Below are 13,959 nucleotides of genomic sequence, written 5' to 3'. Positions count from 1 at the left end.
GCGTGGTGCTCAGTGTCGCGGCTTGTAGAGGTAGCGCCACACGAAGCCGGGGAAGGCGAAGGTGAGGAAGAGCGCGCCCGTGACCGCGTAGAACTCCCAGCCCTGCGGCGCGATCTGCCCTGCCCGCTTTTCCAGCAGCAGGCCGATGCCGCCCACCAGCAGGTACAGCGCGACCAGTTCGCCCAGGCGGACGCCCAAGTTCTTGCCGCCGGCGAGCGGCAGCACGCCGAACAGGCGGGTGGTGTGAGGAATGGCAGGTTGGCGGCGCAGAAGGCCAGCACCAGCACCAGCCAGATCGAGGCCGTCTGCGTCACTGCATCTTCTGGATCAGGAACCCAGCATCTTGACGATGGCCTGCGCACACAGCGTCATCAGGCCACCGGGCAGGATGCCGAGGATCAGCACCAGCGCGCCGTTGATGGTCAGCACGATGCGCACGTCGGCAGGGGCCGCCACGGTGGTGGCGGTGATCGGCTCGTCGAAGTACATGACCTTCACGACACGGATGTAGTAGAAGGCCGCGACCAGCGACATCAGCACCGCGAAGATCGCCAGGCCGATGGAGAACGCGCTGCCGGACACGATCAACGCCTGCAGCACCGCCAGCTTGGCGTAGAAGCCCACCAGCGGCGGGATGCCGGCCAGCGAGAACAGGCAGATCGACATGATGCCGGCGTACAGCGGGCTGCGCTGGTTCAGGCCGGCCAGGTCGGAGATCTCCTCGCTCTCGAAGCCCTCGCGCGCCAGCAGCAGGATCACGCCGAAGCTCGCCAGCGTGGTCAGCACGTAGGTCACGATGTAGAACATCGCGGAGCTGTAGGCGTTGTTGGCGAATGTGATCTCGCGGTTGACCACGCCCGCCAGCAGGCCGAGCAGCACGAAGCCCATCTGGCCGATGGTGGAGTAGGCCAGCATGCGCTTGAGGTTGGTCTGCGCGATCGCGGCCAGGTTGCCGATGAAGAGCGAGGACACGGCCAGCACCACCAGCATCTGCTGCCAGTCGATCGCCAGCGGCAGCATGCCTTCCACCAGCAGGCGGATCGCAATCGCGAAGGCGGCCAGTTCCGGCGCCGAACCGATCATCACGGTGACGGCCGTCGGCGCGCCCTGGTACACGTCCGGGATCCACATGTGGAAGGGCGCGGCGCCCAGCTTGAAGGCGAGCCCGGCGACGATGAACACCAGGCCGAACACCAGCACGTTGTGCTTGACCTGCGCGCTGTTGATCACCTTGAACACGGTGCCGATGTCCAGAGAACCGGTGGCGCCGTAGATCATGGACAGGCCGTAGAGAAGGAAGCCGGAAGCCATCGCGCCCAGCACGAAGTACTTCATCGCCGCTTCGGTCGCGACGGTGTTGTCGCGGCGCAGGGCCACCAGCGCGTAGCTGGAGAGCGTCAGCAGTTCCAGGCCGAGGTACAGCACCAGGAAGTTGCTGCCCGAGATCATCACGAAGATGCCCAGCAGCGCGAACATGGCCAGCGTGAACATCTCGCCGCCGCGCAGCATGTCGCGGTCGGCGGCGTACGGGCGGCCGTACACCAGGCACACCATCATGGCGATGGTGGAGAAGCACTTGAGCCAGTTCCCCATGGAGTCGCTGACCACCATGCGGTTGAAGCCGTAGGCGGTGTTGCCTTCCGAGGCGAGGTCGCCCGTGTAGAAGGCGATCACGGCCAGCGTGGCCATGGTGAGCCAGTAGGTGAGGTTGCGCAGCCGGCTCTTGACGCCCAGGTCCACCATCGCGATGACGCAGGCCATCAGCAGCAGGAAGATCTCGGGCGCGGCGACGGCGAGGCTCGTGTTGTCCATCATTTCTTCTCTCCCGGCGTCACAGCTTGAAGCCGACACGTGCTTCAGGAAGCCGGCCACCGAGGCGTTCATCACGTCGGTGAAGGGTTTCGGGTGGATGCCCATGTAGAGCACGGCGGCGGCCAGCACGCCCAGCATCAGGAACTCGCGGGCGTTGATGTCGACCAGCGTGCGCACGTGGTCGTTGGCTATCGGGCCGAAGTACACGCGCTTGACCATCCACAGCGTGTAGGCGGCGCCCAGCACCAGCGAGGTGGCGGCCATCACGGCCAGCCAGAAGTTCACCTTCACGGCGGCCAGGATCACCATCCATTCGCCGACGAAGCCGGCGGTGGCGGGCAGGCCCGAGTTCGCCATGGCGAACAGCACGGCGAAGGCGGCGAAGGTCGGCATGGTGTTCACCACACCGCCGTAGTCGGCGATCTGGCGCGAGTGCACGCGGTCGTACAGCACGCCGATGCACAGGAACATGGCGGCCGACACGAAGCCGTGCGCGATCATCATCACGATGCCGCCGGACACGCCCAGGTCGTTGAAGAGGAAGAAGCCCAGCGTGACGAAGCCCATGTGGGCGACCGACGAATAGGCCACCAGCTTCTTCATGTCCTGCTGCACCATCGCCACCAGGCCCACGTAGATCACGGCGATCAGCGACAGCGCGATGATCAGCCAGGCCCACTCGCGCGAGGCGTCCGGCGCGATCGGCATGGAGAAGCGCAGGAAGCCGTAGGCGCCCAGCTTCAGCATGATGGCCGCCAGCACCGCGGAGCCCCCGGTGGGCGCTTCCACGTGCACGTCGGGCAGCCAGGTGTGCACCGGGAACATCGGCACCTTCACCGCGAAGGCCGCGAAGAAGCCGAAGAACAGCAGCGTCTGCGCCAGCGAGGACAGGGGCAGCTTGTGCCAGGTGAGGATGTCGAAGCTGCCGCCGGACTTGGTGTACAGGTAGACCAGCGCCACCAGCATCAGCAGCGAGCCGAGCAGCGTGTACAGGAAGAACTTGAAGGCCGCGTAGATCTTGTTCGGGCCGCCCCAGATGCCGATGATCAGGTACATCGGGATCAGCGTGGCCTCGAAGAACACGTAGAACAGCACGGCGTCCAGCGCGCAGAACACCCCGATCATGAAGCCCGACAGGATCAGGAAGGCGCCCATGTACTGGTTCACGCGCTCGGTGATCACTTCCCAGGCCGAGATCACCACCACCAGGGTGATGAAGGCCGTCAGCAGCACGAACCAGAACGAGATGCCGTCCAGGCCCAGGTGGTAGTTGACGTTGAAGCGTTCGATCCAGCTGGTCTTCTCGACGAACTGCATGCCCGCGTTGGCGATGTCGAACTGGCCGTACAGCGGCAGCGTCACCAGGAAGGAGATCAGCGCGCCGATCAGGGCGATCCAGCGCACGGTGCGCGCCTGGTCGTCGCGGCCCATCGCCAGCAGGATGGCGCCGAACACGATCGGCGTCCAGATCGCGAGGCTCAAGAGTCCCATCTTCATTGTTCTTGTCCCCTTACTTCCTGAGCCAGTCGCTGATCATGGGCCAGCTGACGAAGTACGTCATGAGCACCACCACGCCCACCAGCATCGCGAACGCGTAGTGGTAGATGTAGCCCGATTGCACCCAGCGGATGACGCCGGCGAACTTGCCCACCAGCTTGGCGCTGCCGTTGACGAACACGCCCTCGATCACGCCCTGGTCGCCGCCCTTCCACAGGCCGGTGCCCAGGCCGCGCGCGGCGGGGGCGATGATGCGTTCGTTGATCCAGTCCATGTAGTACTTGTTGTCCAGCAGCGTGTACACGGGCTGGAACATGCGCTGGATGCGCGCCGGCAGCGCCGTGTTCTTCATGTACAGGTACCAGGCCAGCACCACGCCGGCCAGCGCCAGCCAGAACACCGGCGTGGTCAGGCCGTGCAGCGCCATCTGCACCGGGCCGTGGAAGGCCTTGGCCATCTCCGCCATCGCCGGGTGGCGGGCGGCGTCCACGAAGATCGAGTCCTTGAAGAACTCGCCGTACAGCATCGGCTGGATCGTGATGAAGCCGATCACCACGGAGGGGATCGCCAGCAGCAGCAGCGGCACCGTCACCACCCAGGGCGACTCGTGCGGCTCGTGGGCGTCGTGGCCGTGGCCGTGGTCGTCATGGCCGTGCGCGTCCGTCACCGCATGGCCGTGCGCGTCCGGCTCCGCATGGGCGTCGTGGTGCGCGTGCGCGTCGGGGTTCTGGTCGAAGCGTTCCTTGCCGTGGAAGACCAGGAAGTACATGCGGAAGGAATAGAAGGCCGTGACGAACACGCCCGCCATCACCGCGAAGTAGGCGAAGCCGGAACCGGGCAGCTTGGACAGGTGCACGGCCTCGATGATCGAGTCCTTGGAATAGAAGCCGGCGAACAGCGGCGTGCCGATCAGCGCCAGCGACCCAAGCAGCGAGGTGATCCAGGTGATGGGCATGTACTTCCTGACGTTGCCCATCCAGCGGATGTCCTGGTTGTGGTGCATGCCGATGATCACGGAGCCGGACGCCAGGAACAGCAGCGCCTTGAAGAAGGCGTGCGTCATCAGGTGGAACACGGCCACCGAGTAGGCCGAGGCGCCCAGCGCCACGGTCATGTACCCCAGCTGCGACAGCGTGGAGTACGCCACCACGCGCTTGATGTCGTTCTGGATGATGCCCAGGAAGCCCATGAACAGCGCGGTGATGGCGCCGATCACGAGGATGAAGGACAGCGCGGTGTCGGACAGCTCGAACAGCGGCGACATGCGCGCCACCATGAAGATGCCGGCCGTCACCATGGTGGCGGCGTGGATCAGCGCGGAGATCGGCGTCGGGCCTTCCATCGAGTCGGGCAGCCACACGTGCAGCGGGAACTGCGCGCTCTTGCCCATGGCGCCGATGAACAGGCAGATGCAGGTCACCGTGATCAGCATCCATTCGGTGCCGTAGCCGAAGGCGAGCTTGGCGAACTCGGGCGCGCGGGCGAAGGCTTCCGCGTAGTTCAGCGTGTTGGCGTAGGCGGCGATCAGGCCGATGCCCAGGATGAAGCCGAAGTCGCCGACGCGGTTGACCAGGAAGGCCTTGAGGTTGGCGAAGATGGCCGTGGGCTTGGTGTACCAGAAGCCGATCAGCAGGTAGGAAACGAGGCCCACCGCTTCCCAGCCGAAGAACAGCTGCAGGAAGTTGTTGCTCATGACCAGCATGAGCATCGAGAAGGTGAACAGCGAGATGTAGCCGAAGAAGCGGTTGTAGCCCTCGTCTTCTTCCATGTAGCCGATGGTGTAGATGTGCACCATCAGCGACACGAAGGTCACCACGCACATCATCATCGCCGTCAGGCCGTCGACCAGGAAGCCGATCTCCATCTTCAGGCCGCCCACCACCATCCACTCATAGAGCGTCTGGTTGAAGCGCGCCCCGTCGACGGCCACGCTCTTGAGCGTCATCGCCGACAGGATGAAGGCGATCAGCACCCCCAGGATGGTGAAGGTGTGCGACAGCCGTCGGCCGATCAGGTTGCCGCCGAGGGTGGTGCCGAAGACGCCCGCCAGGATCGCGCCGGCGAGCGGCGCGAGCGGAACGGCAAGCAGCGTCGCTGCGTTCAGTGAAGTAGCCATCGTTTCTTTCCCGCCCGGCGGGCATCAGCCCTTGAGGGCGTTCAGTTCTTCGACGTTGATGTTGTCTTTGTTGCGGAACAGCAGCACCAGGATCGCCAGGCCGATGGCGGACTCCGCAGCCGCCACCGTCAGGATGAAGAACACGAACACCTGGCCGTGCATGTCGCCCAGGTAGTAGGAGAACGCCACGAAGTTCATGTTGACCGCCAGCAGCATCAGCTCGATGGCCATCAGCAGCACGATCAGGTTGCGGCGGTTCAGGAAGATGCCCACCACCGACAGCGCGAACAGGATCGCGCCCAGCGTGAGGAAGTGTCCGAGCGTCAGCAGCATTGGTAAACCTCCGCCTTGCAGGCTACGGTATTCGTCTTCGGAGCGGCCGTGCGACTCATGCCTTGGTCTCCACGGAGGCGGCTGCGGGCGCGGGCTCCGGTTGCGCCGGCCGGGACGGCGGCATCTTGATGATGCGCACGCGGTCACGCGCCTTCACGCGCACCTGCTGCGACGGGTCGGTGTGCTTGGTGTCCTTGCGGGTGCGCAGGGTCAGCGCGATGGCCGCGATGATCGCCACCAGCAGGATGACGGCGGCGATCTCCAGCGGGTACAGGTACTCGGTGTACAGCAGCCGGCCCAGTTCCTTGGTGTTGGAGTACTGCTGCACGACCGGCACGCCGCCCTGCGTCGTGGCCGTGACCGCGGTGGCCGCGGACTGCATCGCCCGCGGTTCCTCGGTCGGGCGGAAGCCGCCCATCAGCACCGCGGCCATTTCCAGCGCGATCAGCGCGCCGATGGTGGCGGCGATCGGGAAGTGCTTCCAGAAGCCGGCCCGCAACGCGTCGACGTTGATGTCCAGCATCATCACCACGAACAGGAACAGCACCATCACCGCGCCCACATACACGAGCACCAGGGTGATGGCGAGGAACTCGGCCTTCAGCAGCAGCCACACGCCGGCGGCCTGGAAGAAGGTGAGCACCAGGAAGAGCGCCGCATACACGGGGTTGCGCGCGGTGATCACGCGGAAGGCCGCGAACAGCAGCACCACCGCGAAGAGATAGAAGAGACCGGTCCGGATGTCCATCGTTGTTCTTTCGCCGGCTTCAGCGGTACTTGGCGTCGGCCGCCCGGTTGGCCGCGATCTCGGCCTCGTAGCGGTCGCCCACGGCCAGCAGCATGTCCTTGGTGAAGTACAGGTCGCCGCGCTTTTCGCCGTGGTATTCGAGGATGTGCGTCTCGACGATCGAGTCGACCGGGCAGCTTTCCTCGCAGAAGCCGCAGAAGATGCACTTGGTCAGGTCGATGTCGTAGCGCGTGGTGCGGCGCGTGCCGTCGGCGCGCTGCTCGCTCTCGATGGTGATCGCCAGCGCGGGGCACACGGCCTCGCACAGCTTGCAGGCGATGCAGCGTTCCTCGCCGTTCTCGTAGCGGCGCAGGGCGTGCAGGCCGCGGAAGCGCGGCGACAGCGGCGTCTTCTCCTCCGGGAACTGCACGGTGATCTTGCGGGCGAAGAAATACTTGCCCGTGATCCGCAGGCCCTTGAACAGCTCCAGCAGCATGAAGCTGCCGAGGAAGTCCTTCAGCGAGAAGGGTTGGTGGCGGTTTGCCAGGGTGTCGATGGCCATGGCTTGCTTTACTTGAAGACGTTGTACGGGGTCTGCATCCACAGGCCCACCACGACCAGCCACACCAGCGTCACCGGGATGAAGATCTTCCAGCCCAGGCGCATGATCTGGTCGTAGCGGTAGCGCGGGAACGTCGAGCGGATCCACAGGAACATCGTGACCATGATGAAGGTCTTGATGCCCAGCCAGATCCAGCCCGGGATCCAGTTCAGCAGCGGCGCGTCGATCGGGGGCAGCCAGCCGCCCAGGAACATCACCACCGCCAGGATGGAGACGAGCCACATGTTGGCGTACTCCGCCAGGAAGAACATGGCGAAGGACATGCCCGAGTACTCGATCATGTGGCCGGCCACGATCTCGGACTCGCCTTCCACCACGTCGAAGGGGTGGCGGTTGGTCTCGGCCAGGCCGGAGATGAAGTACACGAAGAAGATCGGCAGCAGCGGCAGCCAGTTCCAGGACAGGAAGTTCACGCCGCGCTCGGCGAAGTAGCCGCGGTCCTGCTGCAGCACGATCTCGGTCATGTTCAGCGAGCCCGAGACCATCAGCACCACCACCAGGCAGAAGCCCATGGCGATCTCGTAGCTGACCATCTGCGCGGAGGCGCGCAGCGCGCCCAGGAAGGCGTACTTCGAGTTGGACGCCCAGCCGGCGATGATCACGCCGTACACCTCGAGCGAGGTGATGGCCATCAGGAACAGCAGGCCGGCGTTGATGTTCGCCAGCGCCACGTCGGGACCGAAGGGGATCACCACCCACGCCACCAGCGCCGGCATGATGGTCATGATCGGGCCGAGGTAGAACAGCGCCTTGTTGGCCACCGTCGGGAGGATGATCTCCTTGGTCAGCAGCTTGAGCGCGTCGGCGATCGGCGTGAGCAGGCCGAAGGGGCCGATGCGGTTGGGGCCCGGACGCAGCTGCGTGAAGCCGATGCCCTTGCGTTCCCACAGCGTCAGGTAGGCGACCGCGCCCATCAGGGGCAGCACCACCGCGACGATCTTGATCAGCGTCCAGAGCACGGGCCAGCCGGCGCCGGTCCACCAGGGCGCGGCGATCAGGCCGTTGCCGTAACCGTAGATGGTGTCGATCATGCCGTCACCCTTTCACCCTGCGACTGCAGCGGGGCAGCCGGTGCCTGCGCCTGCGCCTGCGTGCTGCGCGCGTCGGCCGTGAGCTGCAGCGAGGAAGCCCGCCGCACGATGGAATCGAGCTGGTAGATGGGCGCCGCGACCGGCTTCGCGCTGGTGTCGCCCAGCCAGGCGGCCTTGGCCGTCTTGTTGGAAAGCAGCTTGCCCTGCACCAGCGGCTGCTCCGCGTCGGCCGCGCCGCGCGCGTCGGCCAGCACCTCGCTCGCCGACTCGTATTCGAAGCCTGGCAGGCCCAGCATGTTGCCCAGAACGCGCAGCACCTTCCATGCCGGACGGGTCTCGCCCAGTGGCTTGACCACGGCATGGAAGCCCTGCACGCGCCCTTCGGCATTGACGAAGGTCCCGGGCGTCTCGGTCCAGGGCGCGATGGGCAGCAGCACGTCGCTGAAGTCCAGGTTGGCCTTGAAGGGGCTGAGCGTCACGACCATGCTGCCCTGCTGGCCCAGCGCCCGCGCCTTGGCGCCGGCGGCGGAGTCGAACTCGGGCTCGTTGTTCAGGAGGAACAGCGCCTTGAGGCCGCCGGCCAGCATCTGGCCGGCGTTCAGCCCGCCCTGGCCCGGCATCGCCTTGACCAGCTGCGCGCCGACGGTGTTGGCGGCTTCGGTCAGGTAGCCGACGGTGGCGCCGGTCATCTCGCCGATCCAGTTGGCCAGCGCCAGCAGCGAGCTGGCCGCGGGATGGTGCGCGGCGGCGTTGCCCAGGAGGATCGCCTTGCGCTCGCCCGAGAGCAGCGAAGCGGCGATCGCCTTCGCGGCCTCGGTCGCATTGCCCTGCAGCGGGGCCTTCTGGCCCTTCTCGCTGCCGATGGCGGTGGCCACGTCGGCCAGGGCCTGCACCCACTGGCCGGCCGGGACGATGGACTTGCCGGCGATGGCCATCGCCCAGTCGTCGTCGCGATCGTGGATCACCGACACCTGCGCGCCGCTGCGCACGGCCGAACGCACGCGCAGTGCGAACAGCGGGTGGTCCTTGCGCAGGTTGGAGCCGACCACCAGCGCGCGCTGCAGCGTGGACAGCGAGGCGATGCTCGTGCCCAGCCAGCGGACGCCCTCGCCCGCCGCGAATTCGGCGTGGCGCAGGCGGTGGTCGATGTTCTCGCTGCCCAGGGCGCGCACCAGCTTCTGCGCCAGGAACAGTTCCTCCACCGTGCTGTGCGGGCTCACCAGCGCGCCGATGGCCTGGCCGCCGTGGTCGCGCCGGATCTCGCCGACGCCACGCGCGATGTACTCCAGCGCGGTCTGCCAGTCCACGGTCTTCCACTCGCCGCCATGCTTGATCATGGGCGAGGTCAGGCGGTCGGGGTGTTCAGCGCTTCATAGGAGAAGCGGTCGCGGTCGGCCAGCCAGCATTCGTTGACGTCGTTGTTCTCGAGCGGCAGCACGCGCATCACGCGGTTGTTCTTGACCTGCACGATCAGGTTGGCGCCGGTGGAATCGTGCGGACTGACCGACTTGCGGCGCGACAGCTCCCAGGGGCGGGCGCTGTAGCGGAAGGGCTTGCTGGTCAGCGCGCCGACCGGGCACAGGTCGATCATGTTGCCGGAGACTTCGGAGTCGACCGTGTCGCCCAGCACCGTGGTGATCTCGCTGTGCTCGCCGCGGTGGATCATGCCGAGTTCCATCACGCCGGCGATTTCCTGGCCGAAGCGCACGCAGCGGGTGCAGTGGATGCAGCGGCTCATCTCCTCCATGGAGATCAGCGGGCCCACGTCCTTGTGCATCACGACGCGCTTTTCTTCCTCGTAGCGCGAGGCGCCGGGGCCGTAGCCCACGGCCAGGTCCTGCAGCTGGCATTCGCCGCCCTGATCGCAGATCGGGCAGTCCAGCGGATGGTTGATCAGCAGGAACTCCATGACCGACTGCTGCGCCTTGATCGCCTTGTCGCTCTTGGTGCGCACGATCATGCCGTTGGTGACGGGCGTGGCGCAGGCCGGCATCGGCTTGGGCGCCTTCTCCACGTCCACCAGGCACATGCGGCAGTTGGCCGCGATGGAAAGCTTCTTGTGGTAGCAGAAGTGCGGGATGTAGGTGCCGGCCTTGTCCGCGGCATGCATGATCATGCTGCCCTCGGTGACCTCCACCTTCTGCCCGTCGAGTTCGATTTCAATCATTGGGTGACGCGCTCCGCGCTTTGGATCTTGGCCTCGAACTCGTGCCGGAAGTGCTTGATCATCGCGCGCACCGGCATCGCCGCCGCATCGCCCAGCGCGCAGATCGTGCGGCCCTGGATGTTGTCGGCGACGGAGTTCAGCAGGTCCAGGTCGTTGGGCTTGCCATGGCCGTTCTGGATGCGGTCGATCACGCGCCACATCCAGCCCGTGCCTTCGCGGCAGGGCGTGCACTGGCCGCAGGACTCGTGCATGTAGAAGTAGGACAGGCGCAGCAGGCTTTCCACCATGTCGCGCGTCTCGTCCATCACGATCACCGCGCCCGAGCCCAGCATGGAGCCGGCCTTGGCGATGGAGTCGTAGTCCATCGTGCAGTTCATCATGATGTCGGCCGGCAGCACGGGAGCGGAGGAGCCGCCCGGGATCACCGCCTTGAGCTTCCTGCCGCCGCGCACGCCGCCGCACAGTTCCAGCAGCTTGCTGAAGGGCGTGCCCAGCGGGACTTCGTAGTTGCCCGGGAGTTCGACGTCGCCGGAGACCGAGAAGATCTTGGTGCCGCCGTTGTTCGGCTTGCCGCATTCGAGGTAGGCCTGGCCGCCGTTGCGGATGATCCAGGGCACCGCCGCGAAGGTCTCGGTGTTGTTGATCGTGGTGGGCTTGCCGTACAGGCCGAAGCTGGCCGGGAACGGCGGCTTGAAGCGGGGCTGGCCCTTCTTGCCTTCCAGCGACTCCAGCAGCGCCGTTTCCTCGCCGCAGATGTAGGCGCCGAAGCCGTGCGAGGCGTGCAGCTGGAAGCTGAAGTTGCTGCCCAGGATCCTGTCGCCGAGGTAGCCGGCGGCGCGCGCCTCTTCCAGCGCTTCCTCGAAGCGGTCGTAGGCGAAGAAGATCTCGCCGTGGATGTAGTTGTAGCCCACGGTGATGCCCATCGCGTAGGCGGCGATGATCATCCCCTCGATCACCTGGTGCGGGTTGTACAGCAGCAGGTCGCGGTCCTTGCAGGTGCCCGGCTCGCCCTCGTCGGAGTTGCACACCAGGTACTTCTGGCCGGGGAACTGGCGCGGCATGAAGCTCCACTTCAGGCCCGTGGGGAAGCCGGCGCCGCCGCGGCCGCGCAGCGCGCTTTCCTTGACGGTGGCGATCACCTGGTCCTGCGTGAGGCCCTCGGACAGGATCTTGCGCAGCGCCTTGTAGCCGTCGCGCGCCTCGTAGTCCTTGATGCGCCAGTTGGTGCCGTCCAGGCCCGCATAGATCTGCGGGTTGATGTGGCGGCCGTGGAAGCAGGTCTGGACGCCGGTGGCCTGGAACTGCGAGAGGACCTGTTCGGCGTTCACGACACGCCCTCCGCCTTGCGCAGGCCGTCGATCATCTGGTCGAGCTTGTCGGTGCTCATGAAGCTGCACATGGTGCGGTCGTTCACCAGCAGCACCGGCGAGTCGGCGCAGGCGCCCAGGCACTCGCTTTGCTGCAGCGTGAACAGGCCGTCGGGCGTGGTCTCGCCCATCTCGATGCCCAGGCGCATCTCCAGGTGCTGCAGCGCCTTCATGCCGTCGCGCAACTGGCACGGCAGGTTGGTGCAGACGTTCAGCTTGTACTTGCCGACCTTCTGCTGGTTGTACATGTTGTAGAAGGTCGTCACCTCGTGCACCGCGATGGGGGCCATGCCGAGGTAGGCGGCGATCTCGTTCTCGCTGTCCTTGCTGACGAAGCCCTGCTCCTGCTGCACGATCGCCAGGCAGGCCATCACGGCGGACTGCTTCTGGTCCGCGGGGTACTTGGCGACTTCGCGGGCGAAGCGGCTCTTGGTAGCTTCAGAAATCATCGATCGATCTCTCCGAACACGATGTCCATGGTTCCGATGATGGCCACGGCATCGGCGATCATGTGGCCGCGCGACATCTCGTCCATCGCGGACAGGTGGGCGAAGCCGGGGGCGCGGATCTTCAGGCGGTAGGGCTTGTTGGCGCCGTCGCTCACGATGTAGATGCCGAACTCGCCCTTGGGGTGTTCCACCGCGGCATAGGCCTCGCCTTCCGGGACGCGCATGCCTTCCGAGAAGAGCTTGAAGTGGTGGATCAACTCCTCCATGTTGGACTTCATGCTCTCGCGGTCCGGCGGCGCCACCTTGTGGTTGTCGGTGATGACCGGCCCCGGATTAGCGCGCAGCCAGCTGACGCACTGCTGAATGATGCGGTTGGACTCGCGCAATTCCTGGATGCGCACCAGGTAGCGGTCGTAGGAGTCGCCGGTGCGGCCGATCGGGATGTCGAAGTCCATCCGGTCGTACACCTCGTAGGGCTGCGTCTTGCGCAGGTCCCAGGCGATGCCGGAGCCGCGCAGCATCGGGCCGGTGAAGCCCAGGTTCAGCGCGCGTTCCGGCGTGACCACGCCGATGCCCACGGTGCGCTGCTTCCAGATGCGGTTGTCGGTCAGCAGCGTCTCGTACTCGTCCACGTAGTGCGGGAAGCGCTTGGTGAAGGCCTCGACGAAGTCCAGCAGGGTGCCCTGCCGGTCCTCGTTCATGCGGGTGATCTCGCGCTGGTTGCGGATCTTGCTGGCCTGGTACTGCGGCATCGTGTCCGGCAGGTCGCGGTACACGCCGCCCGGGCGGAAGTAGGCCGCGTGCATGCGCGCGCCGGACACCGCCTCGTACATGTCGAACAGGTCCTCCCGCTCGCGGAAGCAGTAGATCAGCATGTTCATCGCGCCGCAGTCGAGGCCGTGCGCGCCGAGCCACAGCAGGTGGTTCAGCAGGCGGGTGATCTCGGAGAACATGACGCGGATGTACTGCGCGCGGATCGGCACCTCGACGCCCAGCAACCGCTCCACCGCCAGGCAGTAGGCGTGCTCGTTGGACATCATCGACACGTAGTCCAGGCGGTCCATGTAGGGCAGCGTCTGGATGTAGGTGCGGGTCTCGGCGAGCTTCTCGGTGGCGCGGTGCAGCAGGCCGATGTGCGGGTCTGCGCGCTGGATCACTTCGCCGTCCAGCTCCAGCACCAGGCGCAGCACGCCGTGCGCGGCCGGGTGCTGCGGGCCGAAGTTGAGGGTGTAGTTCTTGATCTCTGCCATTACTGGAGCCCGCCGTACTTTTCTTCGCGGATGATGCGCGGCGTGATCTCGCGCGGCTCGATCGTCACCGGCTGGTACACCACGCGCTTGCGCTCGGCGTCGTAGATCATTTCCACGTGGCCGGAGACCGGGAAGTCCTTGCGGAAGGGATGGCCGATGAAGCCGTAGTCGGTGAGGATGCGGCGCAGGTCGGCGTGGCCTTCGTAGATGATGCCGAACAGGTCGAAGGACTCGCGCTCGAACCAGTTGGCGGAGGACCACAGGGCGGTGACGGAGTCGAACACCGGCAGTTCGTCGTCGGCCGCGAAGGCGCGCACGCGCACGCGCTGGTTGCGGCTGACGGACAGCAGGTGCGCCACGGTGGCGTAGCGCGGGCCGTCCCACTCGCCCATCTTGTATTCGGAATAGTCCACGCCGCACAGGTCGATCAGCTGCTCGAAGGCGCACTCCGGCGCGTCGCGCAGGATGCGGCAGGCTTCCAGGTAGTTCTGCGCCGTGACGGTGACGGTGATCTCGCCGTGCTTCAGGTCGACGCGTTTCGCCTTGTCGCCCAGCGCGGCAGTGACGGCGTCGCGCACGGATTCGGGT

The 13,959-nt window shown here is 65.9% G+C and carries 10 protein-coding genes and 3 pseudogenes; all 13 read right to left on the bottom strand.

Annotation, left to right across the window (positions count from 1 at the left end):
• Nucleotides 1-9: 9 nt before the first annotated feature.
• Nucleotides 10-314, bottom strand: a pseudogene (locus tag HK415_RS03190) (DUF2818 family protein).
• A 13-nt stretch (nucleotides 315-327) separates the two neighbouring features.
• A complete protein-coding gene (nuoN, locus tag HK415_RS03185) occupies nucleotides 328-1,815 on the bottom strand; it encodes an NADH-quinone oxidoreductase subunit NuoN (RefSeq protein WP_171563116.1) in 1,488 nt (495 codons plus the stop codon).
• A 24-nt stretch (nucleotides 1,816-1,839) separates the two neighbouring features.
• Nucleotides 1,840-3,303 (bottom strand): annotated as a pseudogene (locus HK415_RS03180) (NADH-quinone oxidoreductase subunit M); the annotation flags it as partial.
• 19 nt (nucleotides 3,304-3,322) lie between these two features.
• Complete coding sequence (nuoL, locus tag HK415_RS03175) at nucleotides 3,323-5,425, bottom strand: NADH-quinone oxidoreductase subunit L (RefSeq protein ID WP_171556742.1); 2,103 nt, start codon at nucleotides 5,423-5,425, stop codon at nucleotides 3,323-3,325.
• A gap of 24 nt (nucleotides 5,426-5,449) precedes the next feature.
• Nucleotides 5,450-5,758 (bottom strand): NADH-quinone oxidoreductase subunit NuoK, encoded by a 309-nt coding sequence (gene nuoK, locus HK415_RS03170; RefSeq protein WP_171556741.1) that lies wholly within the window; start codon nucleotides 5,756-5,758, stop codon nucleotides 5,450-5,452.
• A gap of 55 nt (nucleotides 5,759-5,813) precedes the next feature.
• Nucleotides 5,814-6,506: an NADH-quinone oxidoreductase subunit J gene (locus HK415_RS03165; protein WP_171556740.1), complete on the bottom strand. Its 693-nt coding sequence runs from the start codon at nucleotides 6,504-6,506 to the stop codon at nucleotides 5,814-5,816.
• Nucleotides 6,507-6,525: 19 nt separating this feature from the next.
• Nucleotides 6,526-7,047, bottom strand: coding sequence for an NADH-quinone oxidoreductase subunit NuoI (gene nuoI, locus HK415_RS03160; RefSeq protein ID WP_171556739.1), 522 nt, complete (start codon nucleotides 7,045-7,047; stop codon nucleotides 6,526-6,528).
• Between the two features lie 8 nt (nucleotides 7,048-7,055).
• On the bottom strand, nucleotides 7,056-8,138 hold the full coding sequence (nuoH, locus tag HK415_RS03155; protein WP_171556738.1) for an NADH-quinone oxidoreductase subunit NuoH: 1,083 nt from the start codon (nucleotides 8,136-8,138) through the stop codon (nucleotides 7,056-7,058).
• Nucleotides 8,135-10,305: pseudogene (nuoG, locus tag HK415_RS03150) on the bottom strand (NADH-quinone oxidoreductase subunit NuoG). The gene nuoH and the pseudogene nuoG overlap by 4 nt, the downstream one beginning before the upstream one ends.
• Nucleotides 10,302-11,633 carry an NADH-quinone oxidoreductase subunit NuoF gene (gene nuoF, locus HK415_RS03145; protein WP_171556737.1) on the bottom strand — a complete coding sequence of 444 codons (1,332 nt, stop codon included), beginning with the start codon at nucleotides 11,631-11,633 and terminating at the stop codon, nucleotides 10,302-10,304. Before nuoF ends, nuoG begins: the two are co-directional and overlap by 4 nt.
• Complete coding sequence (gene nuoE, locus HK415_RS03140; protein ID WP_171556736.1) at nucleotides 11,630-12,121, bottom strand: NADH-quinone oxidoreductase subunit NuoE; 492 nt, start codon at nucleotides 12,119-12,121, stop codon at nucleotides 11,630-11,632. The genes nuoF and nuoE overlap by 4 nt, the downstream gene beginning before the upstream one ends.
• Nucleotides 12,118-13,371, bottom strand: coding sequence for an NADH-quinone oxidoreductase subunit D (locus HK415_RS03135; RefSeq protein ID WP_171556735.1), 1,254 nt, complete (start codon nucleotides 13,369-13,371; stop codon nucleotides 12,118-12,120). The genes nuoE and HK415_RS03135 overlap by 4 nt, the downstream gene beginning before the upstream one ends.
• Nucleotides 13,371-13,949, bottom strand: coding sequence for an NADH-quinone oxidoreductase subunit C (locus HK415_RS03130; protein WP_171556734.1), 579 nt, complete (start codon nucleotides 13,947-13,949; stop codon nucleotides 13,371-13,373). Before HK415_RS03130 ends, HK415_RS03135 begins: the two co-directional genes overlap by 1 nt.
• Nucleotides 13,950-13,959: the final 10 nt, after the last annotated feature.

The sequence above is a fragment of the Ramlibacter montanisoli genome, from assembly GCF_013087525.1.
In the GTDB taxonomy this organism is placed as follows: Bacteria; Pseudomonadota; Gammaproteobacteria; order Burkholderiales; family Burkholderiaceae_C; genus Ramlibacter; species Ramlibacter montanisoli.
Note: the sequence above shows the minus strand (reverse complement) of the source record. Positions and strands in the feature narration are given on the sequence as shown.

Excerpts from the sequence above, each read along its gene's own strand:
- nuoH (WP_171556738.1), bottom strand. The coding sequence starts at position 8,138 with ATGATCGACACCATCTACGGTTACGGCAACGGCCTGATCGCCGCGCCC.
- HK415_RS03135 (WP_171556735.1), bottom strand. The coding sequence starts at position 13,371 with ATGGCAGAGATCAAGAACTACACCCTCAACTTCGGCCCGCAGCACCCG.
- nuoL (WP_171556742.1), bottom strand. The coding sequence starts at position 5,425 with ATGGCTACTTCACTGAACGCAGCGACGCTGCTTGCCGTTCCGCTCGCG.
- nuoK (WP_171556741.1), bottom strand. The coding sequence starts at position 5,758 with ATGCTGCTGACGCTCGGACACTTCCTCACGCTGGGCGCGATCCTGTTC.
- HK415_RS03165 (WP_171556740.1), bottom strand. The coding sequence starts at position 6,506 with ATGGACATCCGGACCGGTCTCTTCTATCTCTTCGCGGTGGTGCTGCTG.
- nuoN (WP_171563116.1), bottom strand. The coding sequence starts at position 1,815 with ATGATGGACAACACGAGCCTCGCCGTCGCCGCGCCCGAGATCTTCCTG.
- nuoI (WP_171556739.1), bottom strand. The coding sequence starts at position 7,047 with ATGGCCATCGACACCCTGGCAAACCGCCACCAACCCTTCTCGCTGAAG.
- nuoE (WP_171556736.1), bottom strand. The coding sequence starts at position 12,121 with ATGATTTCTGAAGCTACCAAGAGCCGCTTCGCCCGCGAAGTCGCCAAG.